We start from the raw sequence: 23,990 nt of genomic DNA, 5'->3' as shown, positions 1-23,990 counted from the left end.
GAAATGGTTTTTTGGGCCGGAAAGTGAGGTATTTGACGCACGAAGGAGAGCTGTTCTGCTTTTTATGCGGCCATTGTAGTACCTGGCCGCTGCCTGGCTCAGTTGCCTTGTGCGCCAGCGTATCGTCCCCTGGCCAGGGCATGCGTGGTGTGTGCCACTGCGCGCGTCCGGCACTACGCTGCACGCACAGTTCTTCCCTACACTTGATCATGGCGGGTTGCCGCCGCTGAAGGGAAGAACGCATGCAGCCAGAGCCTGCACAACCCAAGCCTGTGGCGCTCGCCCTGCAGGGCGGCGGCATGCATGGCGCCTTTACCTGGGGCGTGCTCGACCGGCTGCTGGAGGATGGCAGGCTGGCGATCGAAGGCGTCAGCGCCACGAGCGCCGGGGCCATGAACGCCACGGTGCTGGCCTACGGGCTGCTGCAGGGCGGCAGTGACGGCGCACGCCTGGCCTTGCATGATTTCTGGAAGGCGATCGCGTACTCGGCGCAGCGCTACAACCCGTTCCGGTGGCTGCCCTGGTTCAAAAGCAGCCATACGCTGGGCCTGAACCATTCCCCGATGTATGCGATGGCCGACATCGCGCTGCGCCTGCTGTCGCCGTACCAGTTCAATCCCAATAACCTGAATCCGCTGCGCGAAGTGCTTGGCAGCCAGGTCGACTTTGCGGCACTGCGCGAGCATTGCCCGATCCAGCTGTACCTGTGTGCGACCAATATCGAGACCAGCCGGATACGCATCTTCCCGCCCGAGGAACTCAGCATCGACGCTGTGCTGGCCTCGGCCTGCGTGCCTACGCTGTTCCAGGCGGTCAGCATCGACGGCCAGCACTACTGGGATGGCGGCTATGTCGGCAACCCGGCGATCTTTCCGCTGATCTATCACTGCCAGACCCACGATGTCGTGATCGTCCATATCAACCCGATCGTGCGCCACGGTGTGCCGACCACGGCCGCGGATATCCTGAACCGCGTCAATGAGGTCAGCTTCAACTCGTCGCTGATGCGCGAGATGCGCGCCATTGCCTTCGTCACGTCGCTGATCCAGCAGGGCAAGGTCGACCGCACGGAGATGAAGGAGATGTGGATCCACTCGATCCGCTCGGACCAGACCATGGCCGCGCTGGGGGTCTCCACCAAGTACAACGCCGACTGGGACTTCCTGTGCTCGCTGCGCGACAAGGGCCGGGAAGAAGCGAGCCGGTGGCTGGAGCAGCACTACGACAGCGTGGGCCGGCGCTCCAGCATCGATATCAGCGGAGAGTTCCTGTAGGCCGGACCGGCTGCGCCAGCCGCCACGTCAGGTTGGCGCGTGCCTGCGCCTCGTAGCGCGCCTGGAACAGCTCGGTGGTGTAGATGCGTGGGCTGGCCAGCAGCGCACCCAGGAAGGCGCGCTCGGCGGCGTCATAGGCGGCGTCGTCCAGGTCGGTGCGTTCGGCCCGCAGGTTGGCGCCATTTTCCTGGAAGCGCGCGCGGCTGCAGCCCAGCGCCGCCAGGTCGATATCGGCGGTGAAGCGGCCGGCCAGGCTTGCCGGCACTTCGGCGTGGGTGGTTTCCAGGATAAGGGCGGCCACGCGCGCGGCGGCGGCGATGGTGCCGCCTGCCCAATGGCGCAACCATTCGGCGCTGCGTTGCTCGTTGTCCGTGGCGCCGGGCACGTAGATGACGTCGTGGCACCAGAGCGCCAGTTCCACCTCGTCGGTATCCGGTATCGCGCTGCGCGCCCAGTCCAGGTCGTGCAGGCAGCGGCGGACATGGTCGAGGGTGTGGTAGTGCCGCGTCGGTTCACCGTAGCAACGGGCGAGATCGGCATAGACGTCGGCCGCGCGCGTGCCGCCCGCACGTGTCCACAGGGCGACAAAGCGGTCTTGCAGGGGGAGGCCTGGCGTCGGGGTCATGCGTGCGGGCGCTCCGTGGTATTGGTCTGGTCGGCGGCCAGCGCTTCGAGCAGCGCCTGGGCCTCCCGCCAGTCCGCGGTATCGGTGCCCTCGCTGAAGCTGCCATGGATCCGGGCCAGCGCTTCACGCGCCGCGTCGCCCTTGCCTTGTTGACGCCACAGCCGGGCCAGGCTCAGGGTGGCCTGCAGTTCCAGCGGCTTTGCACGTTGTTCGTGGGCGACCGTGATGGCCCGGTGCAAGCAGGCCTCGGCTTCCTCCTGCGCGGCTGGCGGCGCGGGGTGCTCTGCCGACAGCTGCAGCAGCATCTCGGCGCGCAGCCGGTACACGGTTGACTCATCGAGCCGCTCTCCGGTCTCTTCCACCAGCGCCTGTGCCTGCGTGAGCACGTCCAGCGCGGCGGTGGTCTGGCCTGCCCTGCCGCAGGCCTCTGCAACCAGGGCCAGGAGGTTCGGCATGCCCAGTCTGCCGCCGGTGGCCTCATAGGCGGCTACGCCCTGGCGCGTCAGCGCAACGCCTTCCTGGTGACTGCCCAGCTCCGCCATCGCCCAGCCCTGCAGGACGGTGCCCCACGACAGGTAGATCGGAAAACCCTGTTCGCCCGAGATGGCGATGGCGGCTTCGGCATACTCCTGTGTCAGCCGGACTTCGTGCCGGCATCGATGCTGTTCCGCGGCAAATACCAGGCACAGCGCAAGGTTGTATGCATCCGGCCGGGCCCGCGCCATGGCCAGCGACTCCTGGCAGCGCGCCAGTGCCTGGTCCGCCAACCCCTGGTACCACAGGATCCAGCCCAGCGTACTGGTGGCGTGGACGGCCGGGTCGCGCCCGTAGCCGGTCAGGAAGTCGTACGCGGGTTGCTCAGGATGCGGCACCGCGAGCACCGCCTCCACGTGCTTGCGCGCAGCGTCCAGCATGCCAAGGCGGAACAGCGTGGCGCCAATCGCGCGATGGCCCTCCGCCAGTTGCTTGGGCTTCTGCGACTTCATGGCCAGCGCAAGCAGCCGCTTGCCCAAAGGCAGCGAGACCTGGTATTGCGCACGCAGCTGATAGAACGCCCACAACCCCAGTTGTGCCGAGAACAGGTAGGGCGTCTGCTGGCCTTGCTCGCACAAGGCCAGCGCCCGCCGGTAATTGCCCTCCACTTCGGGCGATGCCTGGCCCCGGGCCGCAATCAGCGCGGGCCCGAGCGCAAGCAGCAGCGTCAGTTCCTGGCGCGCGCGCTCGGCACTGTCGGGTTGCCGCTTGATCAGGTCGATGGCGGTGCTCAGGTGCCGGATCGCTTCGGCCTGCGCGGAGCGCAGCAGTGCCTGCTGGCCGGCGCAGTGCAGGTACTCGACCGCCTTCGGGATGTTGCCGCTGAGGCTGTAGTGGTGCGCCAGTTCGCTGCAGTAGTCCTTGAGCCGGCCATGGAAGAGCGCCTCGATGGCCTGGGCGGAGCTTTCATGCAAGGCGCTGCGCCGCTCGGTGAGCAGCGAGCTGCCCGCCACCTCCTGGGTCAGCGCGTGCTTGAAGGCGTACTCGACCTCGGGGAACGCCGGACGTTCGTAGACGAAATCCGCAGCCTGCAGGTCGGCCAGCAGCGGATGCAAGTGGTCTTCCGGCAAGCCGGTCACGCGCAGGACCAGGCTCAGCGGGAACTCCTTGCCGATCACGGCCAGCGTCTGCAACAGCTCCTTCTGGGCCAGCGGCAGCCGATCGATACGGGCGGCCAGCACGCCTTGCACGGTGGTGGGGATATGGAGCAGGGCCGGCGCGGTCTCGATGCGGTAGCAGCCGGGCTGGCCGAGCAGCGTGCCTTCCTCGGCCAGGGTCTGGACCACTTCCTCCATGAAGAAGGGGTTGCCTTCGGTCTTGTCGAGGATCAGCCGCTTCAGCGGCACCAGGCTGCGGTCGTCCCCGAGCAGCGCGGTCAGCAGTTCCTGCGCCTCCGCCTGCCCCAGCGGCTGCAGCTGCAGCTGCGAATAATGCCCGTCCGCCTTCCAGTGATGGCTGTACTCCGGCCGGTAGTTCACCAGCAGCAGGATCCGCGCGCCGGGTACATGGTCGATCAGCATGTTGAGGAACGCCTCGGTCTCACCGTCCAGCCATTGCAGGTCTTCGAAAATGACTTCCAGTGGCTGGTTGAGGCTTTCCCGGACCAGCAGCCGCGCAATGGCGTCGAAGGTGCGCTGGCGCCGGATGGTCGGGTCCATGGTCGGCAACGGCGAGTCAGGCTCAATGGTGCCGAGCAGGTAGAGCAGGTAGGGCAGGTGCTCTTCCAGCGAACGGTCCAGCGTCAGCAGCCTGCCGGTCACCTTTTCGCGGCAGCTGCGGTCGCCGTCCTGCGCCGTGATCTGGAAATAGCTCTTCAGCATCTCGATCAGCGGCAGGTAGGCAAAAGCCTTGCCGTGCGAGACCGAAAAGGTTTCCAGCGCCAGGCAGCCCTGCTGCGACCTGACCTTGAATTCATGGAACAGCCGGGACTTGCCGACCCCCGCTTCGCCGACCACAGAAACAATGCGCCCGTGACCCGCCTTGGCCTGCTCCAGCGCCGCGTGCAAGTGCGCCAGCTCATCCTGGCGCCCGACAAACCTGGCCAGGCCGCGGTGCGCCGCCACCTGCAGGCGCGTGCGCAAGGCCCCCAGGCCAACCACCTCATACACCGCGAGCGGGTCGCGCACGCCCTTGACATGGGTGGTCCCCAGCGCCGTGAACTCGAAATAGCCTTCGGTGAGCCTGTGGGTCGATTCGCTGACCAGGATCGACGCCGGCGTGGCAATACCCTCCATGCGCGAAGCGATATGGATGGTGTGCCCGACCGGATCGTAGTCGGTATGCAGGTCATCCTTGCGGATCGAGCGCACCACGACTTCGCCGGTGTGGACGCCGATCCGGATCTGCAGCGGGATGCCTTGCTCCAGCCGCACGCGGTCGCTGTGGCGATGCATCGCGTCCTGCATGCGCAGCGCCGCGTAGAGCGCGCGCAAGGCATGGTCCTCGTGGGCAATCGGCGCGCCGAACAGCGCCAGGATGCCGTCGCCGAGGAACTTGGCCACATAGCCCTCATAGTGGTGGACGGCTTCCATCATCAGCGTCACCACGGGGTCAATCAGCCGGCGCGCGTCTTCGGGGTCCAGGTCCTGCGTCAGCGCGGTCGAGCCCGCCATGTCGGCAAACAGCGCGGTGATGGTCTTGCGCTCGCCGGCAGTCTCGCCCCTGGCCTCCATTGCAGCCTGCTCGGCCAGGATGCGCCCGGCAAGGTGGGGCGGCGTGTAGAGGACCGGGGCCGTGGCCGCAGGCAGCACTGGCGTGGAAGCAGTGCTGGCAGGGGCGTCGGACAGCGCAAAGCCGCAAGCGCGGCAGAACTTCGCGGCTGCAGTGGCCTCTTCGCCACACTGTGGGCAGGCTCGGCCAAGCCTTGCCCCGCATGCCTCACAGAAGTTGGCTCCCGCAAGGTTCGCGAAACCGCAACTGGTGCAGCGCATTTCGCCTCCTGGCCGTCGTTGGTCGCCTGGACGGTACTCAAGACTATTAGAGGTGGGATCGACGGGGATGGCAAGGCGGTGCTGCCTGATGACAGTGCGTCCAGATTGCTCCAGGCCAAGTGACTGATCTTGCACCGACTCGGGATGTACGCCTATTCCCCGCGCTCGTCCCTGACCTGCACCTTGCCGTCCGCCACCCGGACCGGGAACGTCGCCACCGGTTCGTAGGCGGGCGGGGACAGCGCCTCGCCCGTCAGCAGGGAAAAGTGCGAGCCGTGGCGCGGGCAGACGACTTCCTGGCCTTCCACGTCGCCGCCGCAAAGCGGCTCGGCCTCATGCGAGCAGAGGTCCTCGATGGCGAAGTAATTGCCATCCACATTGAATACCGCGACCTGGACGCCATCGACATCGACGCTGCGGCAAGTGCCGGGCGCGAAGTCCTGGGCTTGGGCGACATCGATCCAATCGCTCATTTCAGAGCAGCCCCAGTTCCAGGCGTGCCGCCTCGCTCATCCGTTCTCTCGACCAGGGCGGGTCCCACACCAGTTCCACCTCGACTTCTTCCACCCCGCTGGCTTCCATCACGGCGCCCTCCACCACGCCAGGGAAGGTCTGCGCCACCGGGCAGCCCGGTGCGGTCAGCGTCATGCGGATGCCCACCTTGCCACTGTCTTCGTCCACCGATAGCTGGTAGATCAGGCCAAGGTCGTAGATATTGACCGGGATCTCGGGGTCGTACACCGTGCGCAAGGCCGCTATCACCCGCCCCTCGAGGCTGTCCGGCTCAGGCTCGAACCTGTCTTCGTGTTCCCTGGCCTTGTGCAGCCAATCGATCATGCTCATGGTTTTACTCCGTTGAGACCGGCCTGGCGCTGTTCTCCAAAGCGGCTTGCATGGTATGCCACGCCAGGGTGGCGCACTTCACGCGTGCCGGGAACTCGCGCACGCCGGCCAGGACCTCCAGCTTTCCCATCGGCACCTCGGCCTGCCCCGGCGCTCCGGTCACCAGCGCGTGGAAGCCGGAGAACAGAACCCGCGCCTGCGCCTCGGTCTTGCCTTTGAGCGCTTCTGTCATCAGCGAGGCCGAGGCGGTGGAGATGGCGCAGCCCGAGCCCTCGAAGCTGGCGTCCTCGATCACCCCGTCGCGGATTCTCAGGTACAGCGTCAACCGGTCGCCGCACAGCGGGTTGAAGCCCTCGGCGCTGCGGTTCGCTGCCGCCAGCCGCCCGAAATTGCGCGGCGAGCGGCTGTGGTCGACAACCACTTCCTGGTAGAGGTTGCGCAGGTCAGACATCAGGCGAATACCTCCTGTGCCGCGCGCACGGCAGCAAACAGTGCATCCACTTCTTCACGCGTGTTGTACAACGCGAAGGAAGCCCGCACCGTGGCAGGCACGCCGAAGCGCTCCATCACCGGCATGGCGCAATGGTGGCCGGCACGGACCGCCACGCCGTGCTGATCGAGGATGGTGCCGACATCGTGCGGATGGATGCCGTCCAGGGTGAACGAGAGGATGCTCGCCCTGTCGGCAGCTGTGCCGATCATGCGCAGGCCGGCGATCCTCGCTGCCTGAGCGCCGGCGTAGGCGAGCAGCGCGTGCTCGTGGGCGGCGATGGCTTCCAGGCCGACCGCGCGCACGTACCCGATGGCGGCGCCAAGGGCGATGACGCCGGCGATATTGGGGGTGCCGGCCTCGAACTTGTAGGGAAGCTCGTTGTAGGTGGTCTTGCGGAACGTGACCTCGCGAATCATGTCCCCGCCGCCCTGGTAAGGCGGCATGGCATCGAGCAGCGCGGCCTTGCCGTAGAGCACGCCGACGCCGGTGGGGCCGTAAAGCTTGTGCCCGGAGAACGCGTAGAAATCGCAATCGAGGGCCTGCACGTCGACCTTGAGGTGCGGCACGGCCTGGGCGCCATCGATCAGCACCGGGATGCCATGGAAATGCGCCAGCTCGATGATGTGTCGCACAGGGTTGATGGTGCCAAGCGCGTTGGAGAGGTGCGTCAGCGCGACCAGCCTGGTGCGCGGGCCGAGCAATTGCGCGAACTGCTCCAGCATCAGCTCGCCGGCATCGTTGATCGGCGCCACCTGCAGCAAGGCGCCGGTGCGCTGGCACGCCAGTTGCCACGGCACGATATTGGAATGGTGCTCCATCGCGCTGATCAGGATCTCGTCGCCCGGGCGCAGACGCTGGCCGAAAGTTGCCGCCACCAGGTTGATCGCCTCGGTGGTGCCGCGCACGAACACGATTTCTTCGCGCCCGGCGGCGTTGATCAAGTCTCGCACTGCGTCGCGCGCGGCCTCATAGGCATCTGTGGCGCGCTGGCTCAGGGTATGCACGCCGCGGTGGATATTGGCGTTGAGCGCGGCATAGTAATGCGCTTCGGAATCGATCACGCTTTGCGGCTTCTGGGTGGTGGCGGCGTTGTCCAGATAGACCAGCGGCTTGCCGTTGATGGTCTGGCGCAGGATAGGGAAATCCTGCCGCAGCCGCTCTACCTCCGGGCTGGCGACCGTCAAAGCTTGCTCCACGGCCATCAGTTCATGCGCAGGCGTGCTCATGGCAGCTCCTTCACGGGCTCCGGCAGCCGGCCGCGCAAAAGCGTTTCCAGCCGCGTGCGCAATGGGGCAGGGCCGAGCCGCCTGACGACCTCCTCGGCGAAGGCAAAGGTGAGCAGGGCACGCGCCTCGGCATCGTCCATCCCGCGCGAGCGCAGGTAGTAGATCTGCTCGGGATCGAGCTGGCCTACGGTGGCGCCGTGGCTGCATTTGACGTCGTCGGCATAGATCTCCAGTTGCGGCTTGGTGTCGACCTCGGCGTTGTCGGACAGCAGCAGGTTGCGGTTGGACTGATGCGCGTCGCTGTGCTGGGCATCGGCATGCACCACCACCTTGCCGTTGAAGACGGCGCGCGAGGCGCCCGCCAGCACGCCCTTATAGAACTCGCGACTCTTGCTGTGCGGGCTGGCGTGGTCGATGCGGGTGTGGTGGTCAATATGCTGCCGCCCGCCGGTCATATACAGCCCGTCCAGCGAGCACTCGGTATGCTCGGCATTCAGCCCGACTTCGATGTCGACCCGCGCCAGGGCGCCGCCCAGGGCAAAGGAACTGGAGGCGACGCGGCTACCATGCCGCTGGTCCAGGTTCACGCCGGCGATATGGAAGGCCTTGAGGCTCTCCTGCTGCAGCTTGTGATGTTCGACCTGCGCATCGCGCTCGGCAACGATGTCGGTGATGGTATTGGTGCAATAGGCCAGGCCATCCAGGCCCGCGTGATGCTCCACGATGCAGACCTGGCTGCCGGCTTGCGCCACCACGAGGTTGCGCGCATGGGTTGCCAGCTCGCCAGCCGTGGCGAGGAACAGCAAGTGGATTGGCTGTTCCGGGACGGTTCCGGCCGCCACGCGGATATAGGCACCGTCGGTCATGAACGCCATGTTCAAGGCGGCGAAACCGGACGGGTAGTCGTTAGCGCGACGCACGAACAGCGCTTCCAGGCAGTCCGGCGCGCGCTCCAGCGTCGCGGCCAGGCTGGCCAGCTCCGTGCCCGCAGGCAGGGCACCAATGCGCGACCATTGCGGCTGGTGCACGCCATTGACAAACACCATCAGGTGCGCGCTGGCCAGGGCGAGCGCCTCGATCTGCGCTGCCACCGCGCCGTCCAGGCCGTCGCCGGCCTGCGGCAGTGCCACGGCAAAGCGGCTTCGCTCGAGTGCGGCCACGCTGGTGTATTTCCAGTCCTCCTGGCGCAGCGTGGGGAACCCGGCCTGGGCGAAATAGTCCAGCGCCTGCCGGCGCGCGTGCGCAAGCCAGCCCAGGCGGCGGCCGGGCAGTGCGGCCTCGACGCGGGCGAACTCGGCGAGATAGTGCTCCAGTCCGCTTGCGCTCATGTTGAAGACTCCATCCCGGCATAGCCGTGCCGCTCCAGCTCGCGCGCCAGCTCGGGCCCGCCAGACCTGGCGATGCGGCCTTGCGCAAGCACGTGAACCTGATCCGGCACGATGTAATCGAGCAGGCGCTGGTAGTGCGTGACCAGCACAATCGCGCGTTGCGGGCTGCGCATGGCCTCGATGCCCCTGGCGACGATCTTGAGCGCGTCGATATCGAGGCCAGAGTCGGTCTCGTCGAGAATGGCGAGCCGCGGCTCCAGCACCGCCATCTGCAGGATCTCGTTGCGCTTCTTCTCGCCGCCGGAGAAGCCTTCGTTCACCGATCGGTAAAGCAGGTCCTGGTCCATTTCCATGAGCTGGAGCTTGTCCTTGACCAGGGCGAGAAAATCCATGGCGTCCAGCGCTGGCTGCCCGCGGTGCTTGCGGATCGCGTTGAGCCCCGCCTTGAGCAGGTAGATATTGGAGACGCCGGGGATTTCCACCGGATACTGGAAGGCGAGGAAGATGCCAGCGCGGGCGCGCTCTTCCGGCGGCATGCCGAGCAGGCTGGTGCCGTCATAGAGGACCTCGCCCTCTGTCACGGTAAAGCGATCGCGCCCGGCCAGTACGTGGGCCAGGGTGCTCTTGCCCGAACCGTTCGGGCCCATGATGGCGTGCACCTCGCCGGCCTTCACGGCGAGGTCGATGCCGTGCAGGATGGGCTTGTCATCTACGCTGACATGCAGCTTGCGGATCTCAAGCATGGCCGGCTTCTTTCATCCAGTGCGCCCTGCGGCGCGCGCCGTGCGCGCCACGTTTACCCGATACTGCCTTCCAGGCTCACGCCCAGCAGCTTCTGGGCTTCCACCGCGAATTCCATCGGCAGCTCTTTGAATACTTCCTTGCAAAAACCGTTCACGATCATCGAAACCGCATCCTCTGCGCTGACCCCGCGGCTCTGGCAATAGAACAACTGGTCCTCGCCAATGCGCGACGTGGAGGCCTCGTGCTCGACCTGGCCGGTGGCGTTCTTCACCTCGATATAAGGGAAGGTATGGGCGGCGCATTTGTCGCCCAGCAGCAGCGAATCGCACTGCGAGTAGTTGCGTGCGCCGACCGCGCTCCTGGCCATCTTCACCAGCCCGCGATAAGCATTCTGGCCGTGGCCGGCCGAGATGCCCTTGGAAAGGATGGTGCTCCTGGTGTTCCTGCCGAGGTGCGTCATCTTGGTCCCGGTGTCGGCCTGCTGGTAGTGGTTGGTCAGCGCGACTGAATAGAACTCGCCGACCGAGTCGTCACCCTGCAGGATCACGCTCGGATACTTCCAGGTGATGGCGGAGCCGGTCTCCACCTGGGTCCACGAAATCTTCGAGCGCGCGCCGCGGCAGTCACCGCGCTTGGTGACGAAGTTATAGATGCCGCCCTTGCCATCCTTGTCGCCCGGATACCAGTTCTGCACGGTCGCGTACTTGATCTGTGCGTCTTCCAACGCGATCAGCTCCACCACCGCGGCATGCAACTGGTTCTCGTCGCGCATCGGCGCGGTGCAGCCTTCCAGGTAGCTGACGTAAGCGCCCTGGTCGGCGATGATCAGGGTGCGTTCGAACTGGCCGGTGTTGCTGGCATTGATGCGGAAGTAGGTCGACAGCTCCATCGGACAGCGTACCCCGGGCGGGATATAGCAGAACGAGCCGTCGCTGAACACGGCGGAGTTGAGCGAGGCGAAGAAGTTGTCGGTATAGGGCACGACCGAGCCGAGATACTGCTGCACCAGCGCCGGATGCTCCCGCACCGCCTCGGAAAACGAGCAGAAGATGATGCCGAGTTCGCCCAGTTTCTGCTTGAAGGTGGTGGCCACCGAGACGCTGTCGAATACCGCATCCACCGCCACGCCTGCCAGCAGTTCACGCTCATGCAGTGGCACGCCCAGCTTTTCGTAGGTACGCAGCAACTCCGGATCGACCTCGTCCAGCGTCTTCGGTCCCGCCTTCTGGGAGTGCGGCGCTGAATAGTAGGCGATCGCCTGGTAGTCGATGGGCGGGTGCTTGACCGTTGCCCAGTGCGGCTCGGACATCGTCAGCCAGTGGCGGAAGGCCTTGAGACGCCACTCCCGCATGAACTCCGGCTCGCCCTTGATGGCCGAGATCATGCGGATCACGTCCTCATCCAGCCCGCACGGTACCGTGTCCGTCTCCACGGCCGTGTAGAAGCCATGCTTATAGCCCTGGTTGATCAGTTCGTCGAGCTTGCGTGCCGGGGTTGCCATGATCTGCCTTCACTTGCCACTGTCACCTGAATCACAGAATGTCGGCTTGCGGCCCGTTTGTGCGTCGGGCGCGCAAGGCGCCAATATCCACCGGGTGCAATACCGGTTGCGCCATATCTGCCAGCGTTACGCCATTCAGTGCGCTAAAGATGACTCGATTGATCGATTGCCAGTTGGCGCGGATGGCGCACAGGCCTTCCTGCGCACACAGGCCGGCGGCGACACTGCACTCGGTCATGCCGGCCGGACCTTCCATGGCGTCAATCACCTGTGCGATCGAGATCTGTTCCGGCGGTCGCGCCAGCAGATAGCCGCCATTGGCACCGCGCATGGACTCCACCAAGTTGTGTCTTGCCAGCATCTTCAGAATCTTGCTTGCCGTCGGTACCGCGACGCCGATCGCGGCGGCGACCTCGGCGGCACTATGGATTCGGCCCGGGTCTCGCGCCAAGTGCGTCATGATCACCGTGCCATAGTCAGTCAGCTTGCTTAGTCTGAGCATCGTCGCCACCAGTATTTGCTAATTAGAACCAATTCGGTCCTCATTTGTTCCGACATCCGGGTTCCAAATCAGGCCAGGATCCGGGGGATCCGCTGACACAAGGTTGCAGGCGACGGTGTATAGATGATTATCTGCGCGAGCGGCGAGGACTCAGGCATGGTCAACCAACCCATTACCGTCATCACCGGCGCGAGCCGCGGCTTGGGCCGCGCAGCCACGCGCCGTCTGGCCACAGTTGAAGGTCATCTGGTCGTCGCCACGGCGCGCAAGCCGACGGACCTCGCGGCGCTTGAGACAGAACTCCGGCTTGCGGGCCATCCGATTGCATGCCGTCCCCTTGACGTCACGGAGGAAGGCTCGGCGGCCGCGCTGGCCGGCTGGCTGACCGAACGCTTCGGTCGCGTGGACGTGCTGATCAACAACGCTGGTGTTTCACTCGATCACTACAGCACCAGCCTGCTCGAACTGCCGCTCGAGACCCTGCGCCGCACCCTGGAAACCAATCTGTTCGGCGTGCTGCGGACCACCCAGGCGTTGGCGCCACTGCTGCGCGCCAGCCGCGCCGGCCGGGTGGTCAACCTGGCTTCGGGCATGGGGCAGCTGGCGGAGATGGGCCGCGGCGTGCCGGCCTACCGAATCTCGAAAACGGCGCTGAATGCCGTCACGCGCATCCTGGCCGCCGAGATGGCGGATAGCGGCGTCAAGGTCAACTCGGTGTGCCCCGGCTGGTGTCGCACCGACCTGGGCGGCCCCGATGCGCCGCGCTCGCCGGAGCAGGGCATCGACACTGTGATCTGGCTGGCAACGCTGCCCGACGATGGCCCCACCGGCGGGTTCTTCCGCGATCGCCAGCCGATTCCGTGGTAGGCCCGGCGGGTTCGCGGCAGCCGCGTCGAAGGCGTTGTACATCAAGTCGCGCGTGGACGTCTATTTGCCGAAGACTGTCTTAAAAAATTCATGTCACGCCTTGATAATTCGTATAGGGCGGTATTGAATGAATTTTCCCGGCGCGCGCGGTACGCGCCCGGTGGTCAAGCACCTTGCAGAGGGGGGCAATTCGCCGCATGGACCAGGCGCCTGGCGCGACGATAGTCATCAACGCTTCCCAGTAAATCAAAAAGACGCAGGAGACGAACGTGCTGAGTCCTCATGAATTTGCCGCACTCATTCTGGTCAAGCAAGCCCCGAACCCGGAAGAACTGGACCCCATGGCGATTGACACGCTGCTCGCGCATCAATTTGTCACGCTGGAAAACCAGCCTTCCGGTCAAGCGTGTCCCCGCCTCACCCAGCGTGGCGATTCCCTTCTGAAGGCTGTCGCGCGGTTTCGCTAAGGCCGCTGCCCCGTCCCCCTCGAATACCTTCCCGCCCGTGGCAGGAGACAACCATGCGCATTCCGCCTTCTCTGTACGGCGTTCTGCTGGCCGCATTGATTGGACTCGGCGGTTGCGCCATGCCGGACAAGCCGAAGCCAACCATGCCTTCGTTATACGAGCGGCTTGGCGGCATCCAGGCGATTACAGCGGTCGTCGACGATTTTGTTGGAAATGTTGCTGCCGACGCGCGCATCAATGCAAAGTTCGCCACGGCCAATATTCCGCGCCTGAAGACGAGACTGGTTGAACAGATTTGTGCTGGCGCAGGGGGGCCATGCACTTACTCCGGGCGTGACATGAGGACCGCCCATGCCGGCATGGGAATCACCAATGGCGAGTTTGATGCGCTGGTGGAAGACCTGGTGAAGTCGCTCGCCAAATTCAAGGTGCCGCCTCAGGAACAGAAAGAGTTGCTCGGCATGCTAGGGCCAATGAGGAAGGATATCGTCTCTCGATAACCCTGCTTTCCCTCACCCTCGCGTCAGCCCACTGACGACCGGGCTGCGACGCCCTCGGCCATGCGCCCCGGAGGGCTGTCAGCACATACCCTCAGTTGACGTCGAAATTTATGTGCGTAAAATTCAATTCATAAATATGAATATCGGCACGCACCGGGCCCCTGATGGCCGCGCGTCGTGCCGGCGCCGGATTTCGACAACCGCCGTCCAGGAGACCCCCCGAATGAAGCCGTTTTCGCGCCGCCGCCTGATGCTGTGCGCCGCCGTGCTGGGCGCGATGCCCGCGCTGGCCTGGAGTGACACCTATCCCAGCAAGCCGATCCGCATGGTGGTGCCGTTTGCGCCAGGCGGGGCCACCGACGTGGTGGCGCGGCTGATTTCGCAGAAGCTCGGCGAAGCGCTCAAGCAGTCGGTGGTGGTGGAAAACCGCCCCGGCGCCAACGGCATCATCGGCACGGATATCGTGGCGCGCGCGGCGCCGGACGGCTACACGCTGCTGCTGAACAGCGCCGGCGCGCAGACCCTCAGCCCGGTGCTGTACAAGGCGGGCTATGAGCCGCTGAAGAGCTTTGCGCCGATCTCGCAGATCAGCAATATCGGCTTCGTGATGGTGGTCCACCCGTCGGTGCCGGCCAAGACCGTGCAGGAGTTCGTGGCGCTGGCCAAGTCGAAGACCAAGCCGCTGAGCCTGTCGGCCGGCAGCAGCATGATCGAGCTGATCGGCGCCACCTTCAAGTCCGCGGCGGGCACGCCGGACGTTGTCAGCGTGTCTTACCGCGGCACCGGGCCGCAGATGCAGGCGGTGGTGGCGGGCGAGGTCGACATGACCATCGACCCGTTCAACGGCATGGCGATGATCAAGGCCGGCAAGCTGCGCCCGCTGGCGGTGTTCGCGTCCAAGCGCTCGCCCGCGCTGCCGGATGTGCCGACCATGCATGAGGCCGGCTATGACGGCATGGCCTTCAATTCCTGGGCGGGGCTGCTGGCACCGGCCGGCACGCCCAAGGAGATCGTCACGCGGCTGAACCAGGAAGTGAACCGCATCCTGGCGCAGCCCGAGATCAGGCAGCGCCTGGCAGCGATCGACTACGAGGTGGTGGGTGGCACGCCGGAGCAGTTCGCCGCGACCATTGCCGAGGATGCGGCGCGGTGGGTCAAGATCGTCAAGGATACGAACTACAAGGCGGGATCGTGAGGGCTCAGGCTGGTGCAGGTGTCGCCTGCCGCACCAGCCAGCTGCGGAACGCCCGCGCCGCGGCCGGTTCCATCCGGTCGCGCGGCCACACCACGTAGTAGCCGCCGCCCAGGCTGGCGCTGGCGTCGCTGGCGCGCACCAGCAGGCCTTCGCGCAGGCAGGCGTCGATCATATGGCGCCAGCCCAGCACGATGCCCTGGCCTTCCATGGCCAGCTGCAGCAGGATCGGGTACTGGTTGGAGGTCAGCACGTTGCGCAGCGTGGCATCGGGCAAGCCCTGGCTGGCCAGCCAGGTCTGCCAGGACATCCACTGGCGCTGGCCGTCGTCGAGCATCAGCAGCGTTTCATTGGCCAGCGCGGTCGGGGTCAGCGTGCGGCCGTTCAGGTAGCCCGGCGCACACACCGGGAACACTTCCTCGCCATACAGCCGTCGCGCCGCCAGTCCGGGCGGCGGACCCTCGCGCAGGTAGTACATGCCGATATCGAACTCCGCCGGCGACAGTGACGCCAGGCTGTCGTTGACGGTCAGGCGCAGCTGGATCTCGGGGTGCGCCTCGCGGAACGAGGCAAGCCGCGGCGTCAGCCACAGCACCGCCACGCCGCTGGAGCACGCCACCGTCAAGGCGGTATGGCTGCGCACCTTCATCACGTCTTCGGTCGCTTCGGCGCAGCCCACCAGCAGGCGCTGCACCACCTCGGCATAGCGCTGGCCGCTGACGGTCAGGCGCAGCGCGCGCGGTTCGCGGATAAAGAGCTTGCGCCCGAGAAAGCGTTCCAGCTGCGCCACCTGGCGGCTGATCGCGCTTTGGGTCAGGTGCAGCTCGGCCGCGGCGCGGGTGAAGCTGCCGTGGCGCATCGCGGCTTCAAACGCGACCAGGTTGGGCAGGGGCGGGAGCGGGGAAATGCGCATGGGGGCTTCCGGTCAGAGAGGCCCCCATGATAGACCGCCGGTGCAGGCCAGCGGGAGGGGCGCGCCGCCCGGGTCAGCCTTCGCGGCGGTGGATGCGGCCGGCCTGCATCACCACGCTCAGGCGCTCGCCCTGGCCGGCGATCAGGCCGATATCGGCCAGCGGGTTGCCGTCGACCAGCAACAGGTCGGCCAGTGCGCCGGCGCGCACGGTGCCAAGCTCGCCGTCGCGCTGCAGGATGGCGGCGGCGATCGAGGTGGCCGAGCGGATCGCTTCCAGATTGCCGAGCAGCTCGGCGCGGATGCGGAACTCTTCGGACTGGTGGTCGTGCATCTCGCCCAGCAAGTCCGAGCCATAGCCCATCGGCACGCCGGCATCGGCATAGATGCGCAGCGAGTCGCGGCCGGCCTGGCGCACGGTCTCGATCTTGGCTACCGAGTCGGCCGGCAGGCCCAGGCGGGCACCGTCGCGCGCAAGCGCGTCGTAGGTGACCAGCGTCGGCACCACGAAGGCGCCGTGCTTGCGCATCTCGTCGGCGGCAGCGCGGTCGACCAGGTTGCCGTGCTCGATGGTGCGCACGCCGCAGCGCACCGCGCGGGTGATAGCGCGGCCGGTGTAGGCGTGGGCCATCACATAGGTCTGTGCGGCTTCGGCTTCGGCCACGATCGCGCGGATCTCGTCTTCGCTGTACTGGGTGTTGCCGATCGGGTCGGTGGGCGAGGCCACGCCGCCCGAGGCCATGATCTTGATCTGGCTGGCCCCTTTCTGGATTTCTTCGCGCACGGCCAGGCGCACCGCGTCGACGCCATCCACCACGCGCGCGATGGCACCGGCGCGGAAGGCGCACGAACAGGGCTCCAGCACATCCGAGCGCGGACGGAAATCACCATGGCCGCCGGTCTGCGACAGCGCCTTGCCCGACGCAAAGATGCGCGGGCCCGGCACCAGCCCGGTGGCAACCGCCTGCGACAGGCCCCAGTCGGCGCCGCCGGCATCGCGCACGGTGGTGAAGCCGCGCTCCAGCATGCGCTGCATGATCGGCAGCGCGCGGATAGCCACCAGCACGTTGGGCTGCACCGCGTTCAGGCCGAGGTTGGCCAGCGAGGCCAGCACGTGCACGTGGCAGTCGATCAGGCCGGGCATCACGGTCTTGCCGCGCGCGTCGATGCGCTGTGCGTTGGGGGCATCGATCGCCGGGCCGACCGCGGCAATGCGCTCGCCTTCAACCAGGACATCGTGGCCGCGCAGCAGCTCGCCCGTGCCGGGTTCGAGCACATCGCCGCCGTGGAAAAGGATCTGGGGACTCTGGGACATGTCAGCGTTGTTGCAGGTAGGAAGGTTCGCGCACGAAGCGGGTGCCGACCAGGCTGATGGCGGCGGCGATCATCACGTAAATGGCCGGGGCCATGCTGCTGCCGGTGGTGGCGATCAGCCAGGTGATGATGAACGAGGCAAAGCCGCCGAAGATCGTCACCGCGAAGTTGTAGGCCACCGACAGGCCGGTCGACAGCACGCGCGCCGGGAACAGCTCGGAGAAAGCCGCCAGGATCGGGCCGGTGTAGGTGGCGATCAGCACGCCGAACACCAGTTGGAACACCAGCAGCGACGACAGCCCCGGTACATGGTTGATGAAGGTGAACATCGGCCACGCCAGCACCAGGATCAGCAGCGCCGACCCGCTCAGCAGCACGCGCCGGCCGATACGGTCTGCCAGCAGGCCCACCAGCGGCGCGAACACCATGATGGCGCTGCCGCCAGCCATGCCGGCGATAAAGCCGTCGGCCTGTGGCACCTTCAGCACCTTGACCGCGTAGGTCGGCATGTAGAACAGCAGCACATAGGTGCACACCGTCCACAGGATCACCATCGAGAAGCTGGCCAGGGTCTCGCGCGGGTAGGCCTGCACGATCTCCTTGAGCGGTGAATCGGCGCGCTCGGCGTTGTCGCGGAAGGTCGGGGTTTCATCGAGGTGGTGGCGGATGTAGTAGCCCACCGGGCCGATCACGATGCCCAGCAGGAACGGCAGGCGCCAGCCCCAGCTGTTGAGTGCCTCGGTGCTCAGCGAACTGGTGACGAAGGTGCCCACCGCCGCGCCCAGCAGCACGGCCACGCCGATGCTGGCCTGGATCCAGCTGGAGTAGTAGGCACGCTGGCGCGCCGGGGCGTACTCGGTCAGGAAGGCGGTGGCGCCACCCATCTCGCCGCCGGCGGAGAAGCCCTGCATCAGGCGCGCCACCACGATCAGCAGCGGGGCAAAGATGCCGACCTGGTCATAGGTCGGCGCAATGCCGATCAGCGTGGTGCCCAGCGCCATCAGCAGGATGGTCAGCGACAGTGCTGCCTTGCGGCCCACGCGGTCGGCGTAGATACCCAGCACGATGCCGCCCACCGGGCGCATGAAGAAGCCCACGCCGAAGGTGGCCACGGCCAGCAGCAGCGAGCTGAGGTCGTTGCCGGTGGGGAAGAACAGCTTCGCGATGATGACCGCGAAGAAGCTGTAGACGGTGAAATCGAACCATTCCAGGCCATTGCCGATCACCGTGGCGATGATGGCGCGGCGGCGCTGGCTGGGCTGGATGGCGGGCGCCGCTGGCGCTGCCGGTGTGTAGGGCGCGCTCGTGGGCGCAGCACTGTTTTGCATGGGTTCCTCCTCTTTGACAGCTGCCGTGGTAAGGGCCTGCTGATGCGCATGCCGGCCTGGCAGATGATGCAGCCGATGTTAGGAGAAGGACGGGAGCGAACGGTAGCGAATTCTCCGCATGAATGCATGCGTGTAGCGCATGGCTCGGGGGGATCGCGTCGTTGAGAGTATTTGCCGCCCGGACATTGCCGCCTGCTCAAGAGCAGCAGTTTCGCGGCGCTCACCGCCAGGGCAGCTGCTGCGGCCGGCGTTCCTGCTGTAGTGGCAAGCGCGCCGGCCATGCAGCCAACCATGTCAGCGGACGTTAGTGAAAGGCAAGCTCAAGCTCCACGCCGCTGTAGTCAACGCGCGGAGCAAGCTTGCGGCGTGGCCCTTGTTCAAAGTGAATCAAGCCGTAGCCCTCCATCGTGCGGAGTGTCCGCGACAGGTTCGACACGGCCCGTCCGGTTTTCTGCGACAGCTCTTCGAGCGATTCAGGATTCGTTTCCGCGATCAGCGCAAGCAATTGGCGATTGGCAGGGGACAGGACCTTTGCCAGCACGTCCAGCGATTGAAACCAGACCTTGGGCTCATCCTTTCCGGGCTTGAGTTTGCCGCGGGCGATCGCCATGGTGCGGGCCTTGAAGTCTTCCAGTGAGGCGATGCCAATCTTGAGGTTGCCGCTCATCATTCACTCCTTTTGCTGCAGGATCGTGTCGACCTCTGTCCAGAAATCTTCCAGCAAGGTGGAAGCATCCTGGTAGTCGTAGAATCGAACCCCCGCCGCCATGTGTTGGTGGTCGTATTCAATGCGCGTCCGCACTCCTGGCCCGGATCCCTCATTGATGCCGTGCGCATTGTCAAAGCCAAGCAAACGGCAGCCAATCCTGTCATGCAGTGTCAGCGAATACCTCAGTCCGTGAGGGCGTTCCTGCGAGACAGGGCAGGTGCGCACCACGATTTTCACCCAATGCAAGCTTTCGTCATCTATGACGAAGCGGAGCCCATCCAGGTCCAATAGTGTGTCGAGGCTACGGTCGCGCATAGGTATGCTATCACAGTGTGATAAGTATGGCGAGCCCGACCGCTTGCATAGTTTCGTACGTCCATAAGACGCCCGAACAACGTTTGTCTGTGGCCAAGGCCCGTCTGGCTAGCACATCACTTTGCCACCGACAATGTAACGAGGAGGTTATTTTCTGGAAATCTGGCGCATATTCAGAGCTTTCCCAAAGGGCTTTCCTTGCTGGCTCCGGCTTTCCCGTTGCTGATCGCTTGCGGCTCCTGTCGCCGGCCCTTCAGGCAGCCAGTAATTCTTCCACTTCCTCGCGCCGCGGCGGATACGCGCCGGCCCGGGTCGCAGCAATGGCCGCCGCGGCGGCAGCCAGCCGCGCCTGCGCGGCAAGGTCGCCCGCCGCGCCGGACAGCACGCCGGCCATCCAGCCGCCCATCGCCGCATCGCCACAGCCGACGGTGTCGGCCACATCAACTGCGAGCGCGGGCTGCTCGACGACAATACTGCCCTTGAGCAACGTCATGCCATGCGCGCCGCGTGTCAGCATGACGGTTGCATCGGGCGCCATGGCGCGTACCTGTGCCAGTGCCGCGTCGGTATCGAGCGCGGGAAAGAGTCCGGCCAGGTCTTCGTCGGAGATCTTGACGTAGCTGGCCAGCCGCAGCATGTGTGCGAGGACGTTGGCGTAGCCCGGTGCGCGCATCAGGTCCCGGAAGTTGGGGTCGAAGGCAATGCGCTTGCCCGCCGTTGCGGCCAGCGTGGCTTCTTCACACAGCCGTGCCGCCAGCGGCTGGCGCACCAGGCTGATGGAGCCGAAGTGGATCACCTCTGCCGCCTGGCGCCAGCCCTCTGGCAGGCGCGCCGGATCGAAATGCAGGTCCGCGCTGTCGTCGCCGACAAAGAAGTACTGCGGCGGATGGCGTGACGCGACAAAGGCCAGGAACGGCGAGCGCGCCACCCGCTGCAGGAAGCGGCTGTCCAGGCCGGCGTCAGCGCTGGCCTGGGCCAGGTCATCGCCGAACAGGTCCTGGCTGACGGCTCCCGCAAAGGCGGTCGCAATGCCCAGCCGGGCGCCCACGCGCGCCACGTTCCAGCATGAGCCGCCGGGCAGGCCCAGCCAGCTGCCGTCGGCCTGGCGGACCATGTCAGTCAGGGCTTCGCCGAACACGACATAGCGGGGAAGGGGCGTGGACATCGGAGTCTCCTGTGTTGTCTGCCGCGGGTTAGCTTGCGGCCGTTGCCCGCACTGCCTGGGCACGGCGGATCAGTGCGGCGGTCGAGGCATCATGCGCGGCGGCGCCGGCCGTGCCTTCCAGTTCGCGCTGGATCGGCGCGGCCAGTTTCTTGCCGAGTTCCACGCCCCACTGGTCAAACGAATTGATCTGCCACAGCGCACCCTGCACGAAGGTGCGGTGTTCCGACAGCGCCAGCAGCGCGCCCAGGTGGTACGGGTCCAGCCGCTGCAGCAGCAGCGTATTGCTGGGCCGGTTGCCCTCGAACACCAGGTGCGGCACCAGCGCTTCGTCGCGCACGCCCTCGGCGCGCACTTCGTCGGCGGTGCGCCCGCGCAGCAGCGCCTCGCCCTGTGCAAAGCAGTTGGCCAGCAGCTTGGTATGGTGGCCGGGCAAGTCGCTCACGGGTTCCAGCGTGGCGATGAAGTCTACCGGAACCAGCTGCGAGCCCTGGTGCATCATCTGGAAGTAGGCGTGCTGGCCGTTGGTGCCGGTCGTGCCCCATACCACAGCGGCCGAGCCCGCATCGAGCGCGCCGCCGTCAAGCCGCACGGACTTGCCGTTGCTTTCCATTTCCAGTTGCTGCAGGAAGGCCGGCAGCAGTTCAAGCGGCTCGCAGTAGGGCGCCACGCAGCGGCTGCCGGCACCGAGGAAGCTGCGGTACCAGACGTCGAGCAGGCCCAGGATCATCGGCAGGTTGCGCTCGGGCGGTGCGCTGGCGAAATGCAGGTCCATCGCGCGCGCGCCGTCCAGCAATTGCCGGAAGCGCTCGAAGCCGATGGCCACGGCGATCGAAAGTCCCACTGCGGACCACAGCGAGAAGCGTCCGCCCACCCAGTCCCAGAACGGGAACATATTGGCCGGGTCGATGCCGAAATCGGCCACCGCATCGCGGTTGGTCGACACCGCCACGAAATGGCGCGCCAGCCCCGCACGGGTCACGCCTTGCTGCAGGAACCAGTCGCGCGCGGTGCAGGCGTTGGCCATGGTTTCCAGCGTGGTGAAGGTCTTGGAGCAGACGATCACCAGCGTGGTGGCGGCATCCAGCCCCGACAGCGTGCGTGCCAGATCGCTGCCGTCGACATTGGCGACAAAGTGCATGCGCGGGCCGGTGGTTTGTGCATCGCCCAGCGCGCGGCAGACCATGCGCGGGCCCAGGTCCGAGCCGCCGATGCCGATATTGACGACGTCGGTGATCGCGCGGCCATCGAACCCGGTCCAGGCACCACTGCGCACCGCGTTGGCAAAGCGCTCGATCTGTGCCAGCACCGTGGCTACGTCAGCGCCCACGGGCACGCCGAGCGCGCGATAGCCATCCTCCGGATAGGCGCGCAGCGCGATATGCAGTGCGGCGCGGTGCTCGGTGGTGTTGACCGGTTCGCCGCCGAACATGGCGTCGCGCCGCTCGGCCACGCGCGCCTGGCCAGCCAGGGTGAACAGCAACGCCAGCGTTTCGTCGGTGATGCGGTTCTTGGCGTAGTCCAGCGTCAGGCCGCAGGCTTCGGCGGTGAAGCGCTCGGCGCGCAGCGGGCCGCGGGGGCCTTCGAACCAGTCGCGCATATGGGTGCCGCGCAGGGTGTCGGCGTGCGCGCGCAGGGCTTGCCAGGCGGGTAGGGAAGTGGTCATCTCAGGTACTCCGCAATACGTGGGCTACATCTCTTCATGCCAGGCCATGCCGTCTCGCGACAGCAGGGCGCTGGAGGCCGCCGGCCCCCAGGTGCCGGCGGTGTAAGGCTTGGGCGGCGTGGGCGAGTTCTCCCACGTCTTCAGGATGGGCGCGACCCAGCGCCACGCCTGCACCTGCTCATCGCGCCGCACGAACAGGCCCAGCCGGCCGCGGATCACGTCGAGCAGCAGGCGCTCGTACGCGCCCACGCGCCGCACACGTGGGGCTGCAGTGTTCAGTTGCAGGTCGAGGGACGCGGGAATCAGCGCCTGCGTGTCGCCCGGCTGCTTGGTCAGGAAATACAGCCGGATGCTTTCCTCGGGCTGCAGCGTGATCACCAGCCGGTTGCCGGACATGACCCCCAGCGGATGCGGGAACAGCGGGTAGGGCACGTCGTGGAAATGGATCACGATCTCCGCCACGCGCGACTGCATGCGCTTGCCGGTGCGCAGGTAGAACGGCACCCCGGCCCAGCGCCAGTTGGCGATCTCGGCGCGGATGGCGACGAAGGTCTCGGTGCGGCTGTCGGGCGCGATGCCGGGCTCACTGGCATAGCCGGGCACGGGGTCGCCGCCCGCGGCGCCACGGGCGTACTGCCCGCGCACTACCTTCTCGGCGACGTCTTCCGGCCGGATCGGCCGCAGCGCCTTCAGGATCTTGAGCTTCTCATCGCGGATGGCGTCTTCCGACAGGCTCGTGGGCGGCTCCATCGCGACCATGCACAGCAGCTGCAGCAGGTGGTTCTGCACCATGTCGCGCAGCGCGCCGATGCCGTCGTAGAAGTTACCGCGGCGCTCCACGCCCAGCTCTTCGGCGATGGTGATCTGCACCTGCCGCACCCATTCGCGCCGCCACAGGGGCTCGAACAGTACGTTGCCAAAGCGCACCGCCATCAGGTTCTGCACCGACTCCTTGCCCAGGTAGTGGTCGATCCGGTAGATCTGGTCTTCCGCAAAGTGCCGCGCCACTTCGGCGTTGATGGCCTCGGACGAGGCCAGGTCGTGCCCGAGCGGCTTTTCCAGCACGATGCGGCTGCGTTGGCCAGTCAGGCCCACGCGCGCCAGTTGCTCGCAGATGGTGACGAACAGGTGCGGGGCCGTGGCCAGGTAGAACACCACCACCGGCGCCGCGCGCGCATTGACCAGCTCGGCCAGCGCATCGAAGCCGGCATCGGCGTTGGCATCCACCTGCAGGTACAGGATGCGGTCGAGAAAACCCTGCCAGGCTGCGGCCGCGGCGTTGCCCGCCAGCGCTGGCAGCACTTCGTCGTCGAGCATCGCCAGGTAGGCGTCATGCGACAGCGGCTGGCTGCCCAGGGCCAGGATGCGTCCGCGCGGATGCAGCGAACCGGCGGCGTGGGCATCGAACAGCGCCGGCAGCAGCTTGCGCCGCGCCAGGTCGCCGGTGGCGCCGAACAGTACGAAATCGAACTCCGGGGCAGGTTCAGGCGCCGGAGCGCCGGTAGGGTGGCTAGCCATCATGGATCAGCAAATAGAGAAAAGGGTGGAGGGACCGGCCAT

Annotated in this window: 23 protein-coding genes; 5 read left to right on the top strand and 18 right to left on the bottom strand. The window is 66.2% G+C overall.

Annotated elements, in window-relative coordinates; translation table 11 throughout:
- Positions 1-242: 242 nt before the first annotated feature.
- Positions 243-1,274 carry a patatin-like phospholipase family protein gene (locus AC07UK_RS07800; RefSeq protein WP_436223212.1) on the top strand — a complete coding sequence of 344 codons (1,032 nt, stop codon included), beginning with the start codon at positions 243-245 and terminating at the stop codon, positions 1,272-1,274.
- Here AC07UK_RS07800 and AC07UK_RS07795 read toward each other — a convergent pair.
- The 10 genes from AC07UK_RS07795 to AC07UK_RS07750 all read right to left on the bottom strand — a co-directional run bounded on the left by AC07UK_RS07795 (position 1,255) and on the right by AC07UK_RS07750 (position 12,000).
- Positions 1,255-1,899, bottom strand: coding sequence for an HD domain-containing protein (locus AC07UK_RS07795; RefSeq protein ID WP_494685580.1), 645 nt, complete (start codon positions 1,897-1,899; stop codon positions 1,255-1,257). The two genes, AC07UK_RS07800 and AC07UK_RS07795, sit on opposite strands and share 20 nt — an antisense overlap.
- A complete protein-coding gene (locus AC07UK_RS07790; RefSeq protein WP_494685579.1) occupies positions 1,896-5,363 on the bottom strand; it encodes an adenylate/guanylate cyclase domain-containing protein in 3,468 nt (1,155 codons plus the stop codon). Before AC07UK_RS07790 ends, AC07UK_RS07795 begins: the two co-directional genes overlap by 4 nt.
- A 152-nt stretch (positions 5,364-5,515) precedes the next feature.
- Positions 5,516-5,836, bottom strand: coding sequence for a non-heme iron oxygenase ferredoxin subunit (locus tag AC07UK_RS07785; RefSeq protein ID WP_436223215.1), 321 nt, complete (start codon positions 5,834-5,836; stop codon positions 5,516-5,518).
- 1 nt (position 5,837) lies between these two features.
- Positions 5,838-6,206, bottom strand: a complete 369-nt coding sequence (locus AC07UK_RS07780; RefSeq protein ID WP_436223216.1) for an SUF system Fe-S cluster assembly protein — start codon at positions 6,204-6,206, stop codon at positions 5,838-5,840.
- A 4-nt stretch (positions 6,207-6,210) separates the two neighbouring features.
- Positions 6,211-6,657, bottom strand: coding sequence for a Fe-S cluster assembly sulfur transfer protein SufU (sufU, locus tag AC07UK_RS07775; RefSeq protein WP_013953172.1), 447 nt, complete (start codon positions 6,655-6,657; stop codon positions 6,211-6,213).
- Positions 6,657-7,925 carry a SufS family cysteine desulfurase gene (locus AC07UK_RS07770; RefSeq protein ID WP_494685578.1) on the bottom strand — a complete coding sequence of 423 codons (1,269 nt, stop codon included), beginning with the start codon at positions 7,923-7,925 and terminating at the stop codon, positions 6,657-6,659. The genes sufU and AC07UK_RS07770 overlap by 1 nt, the downstream gene beginning before the upstream one ends.
- Positions 7,922-9,253 carry a Fe-S cluster assembly protein SufD gene (gene sufD / locus AC07UK_RS07765; RefSeq protein ID WP_436223218.1) on the bottom strand — a complete coding sequence of 444 codons (1,332 nt, stop codon included), beginning with the start codon at positions 9,251-9,253 and terminating at the stop codon, positions 7,922-7,924. Before sufD ends, AC07UK_RS07770 begins: the two co-directional genes overlap by 4 nt.
- Positions 9,250-9,996 (bottom strand): Fe-S cluster assembly ATPase SufC, encoded by a 747-nt coding sequence (gene sufC / locus AC07UK_RS07760; protein WP_013953169.1) that lies wholly within the window; start codon positions 9,994-9,996, stop codon positions 9,250-9,252. The genes sufD and sufC overlap by 4 nt, the downstream gene beginning before the upstream one ends.
- Before the next feature lie 53 nt (positions 9,997-10,049).
- The gene (sufB, locus tag AC07UK_RS07755) at positions 10,050-11,498 is read right to left on the bottom strand and encodes a Fe-S cluster assembly protein SufB (protein ID WP_436223219.1); all 1,449 of its coding nucleotides are present in this window, start codon (positions 11,496-11,498) and stop codon (positions 10,050-10,052) included.
- A 31-nt stretch (positions 11,499-11,529) separates the two neighbouring features.
- A complete protein-coding gene (locus AC07UK_RS07750; protein WP_436225282.1) occupies positions 11,530-12,000 on the bottom strand; it encodes an SUF system Fe-S cluster assembly regulator in 471 nt (156 codons plus the stop codon).
- A 156-nt stretch (positions 12,001-12,156) separates the two neighbouring features.
- Between AC07UK_RS07750 and AC07UK_RS07745 the strand changes: the two genes are divergently transcribed.
- The 4 genes from AC07UK_RS07745 (at position 12,157) to AC07UK_RS07730 (ending at position 15,029) form a co-directional block, all read left to right on the top strand.
- Positions 12,157-12,867 carry an SDR family oxidoreductase gene (locus AC07UK_RS07745; protein WP_436223220.1) on the top strand — a complete coding sequence of 237 codons (711 nt, stop codon included), beginning with the start codon at positions 12,157-12,159 and terminating at the stop codon, positions 12,865-12,867.
- 269 nt (positions 12,868-13,136) lie between these two features.
- Complete coding sequence (locus AC07UK_RS07740) at positions 13,137-13,334, top strand: hypothetical protein (protein WP_013953165.1); 198 nt, start codon at positions 13,137-13,139, stop codon at positions 13,332-13,334.
- Positions 13,335-13,387: 53 nt separating this feature from the next.
- Entirely contained in the window at positions 13,388-13,834 is a 447-nt protein-coding gene (locus tag AC07UK_RS07735; RefSeq protein ID WP_436223221.1) for a group I truncated hemoglobin, read from the top strand.
- 223 nt (positions 13,835-14,057) lie between these two features.
- Positions 14,058-15,029, top strand: coding sequence for a Bug family tripartite tricarboxylate transporter substrate binding protein (locus tag AC07UK_RS07730; RefSeq protein ID WP_436223222.1), 972 nt, complete (start codon positions 14,058-14,060; stop codon positions 15,027-15,029).
- Positions 15,030-15,033: 4 nt separating this feature from the next.
- Here the strand turns inward: AC07UK_RS07730 and AC07UK_RS07725 are convergent, their stop codons facing one another.
- The 8 genes from AC07UK_RS07725 to zwf all read right to left on the bottom strand — a co-directional run bounded on the left by AC07UK_RS07725 (position 15,034) and on the right by zwf (position 23,951).
- On the bottom strand, positions 15,034-15,939 hold the full coding sequence (locus AC07UK_RS07725) for a LysR substrate-binding domain-containing protein (protein WP_436223223.1): 906 nt from the start codon (positions 15,937-15,939) through the stop codon (positions 15,034-15,036).
- A 73-nt stretch (positions 15,940-16,012) separates the two neighbouring features.
- Positions 16,013-17,251 carry a metal-dependent hydrolase family protein gene (locus AC07UK_RS07720; protein ID WP_436223224.1) on the bottom strand — a complete coding sequence of 413 codons (1,239 nt, stop codon included), beginning with the start codon at positions 17,249-17,251 and terminating at the stop codon, positions 16,013-16,015.
- Position 17,252: 1 nt separating this feature from the next.
- Positions 17,253-18,578 carry an MFS transporter gene (locus tag AC07UK_RS07715; protein WP_436223225.1) on the bottom strand — a complete coding sequence of 442 codons (1,326 nt, stop codon included), beginning with the start codon at positions 18,576-18,578 and terminating at the stop codon, positions 17,253-17,255.
- Positions 18,579-18,882: 304 nt separating this feature from the next.
- Entirely contained in the window at positions 18,883-19,248 is a 366-nt protein-coding gene (locus AC07UK_RS07710; RefSeq protein ID WP_436223226.1) for an HVO_A0114 family putative DNA-binding protein, read from the bottom strand.
- Positions 19,249-19,602 (bottom strand): toxin-antitoxin system TumE family protein, encoded by a 354-nt coding sequence (locus AC07UK_RS07705; protein ID WP_436223227.1) that lies wholly within the window; start codon positions 19,600-19,602, stop codon positions 19,249-19,251.
- A 253-nt stretch (positions 19,603-19,855) separates the two neighbouring features.
- On the bottom strand, positions 19,856-20,767 hold the full coding sequence (locus AC07UK_RS07700) for a carbohydrate kinase family protein (RefSeq protein ID WP_436223228.1): 912 nt from the start codon (positions 20,765-20,767) through the stop codon (positions 19,856-19,858).
- 28 nt (positions 20,768-20,795) lie between these two features.
- A complete protein-coding gene (gene pgi / locus AC07UK_RS07695; protein ID WP_436223229.1) occupies positions 20,796-22,430 on the bottom strand; it encodes a glucose-6-phosphate isomerase in 1,635 nt (544 codons plus the stop codon).
- Positions 22,431-22,454: 24 nt separating this feature from the next.
- Positions 22,455-23,951, bottom strand: a complete 1,497-nt coding sequence (gene zwf / locus AC07UK_RS07690) for a glucose-6-phosphate dehydrogenase (protein WP_436223230.1) — start codon at positions 23,949-23,951, stop codon at positions 22,455-22,457.
- Positions 23,952-23,990 lie beyond the last annotated feature (39 nt).

It is taken from the genome of Cupriavidus sp. GW821-FHT07C08 (assembly GCF_059419025.1).
This window is presented reverse-complemented; position numbering and strand designations above follow the sequence as displayed.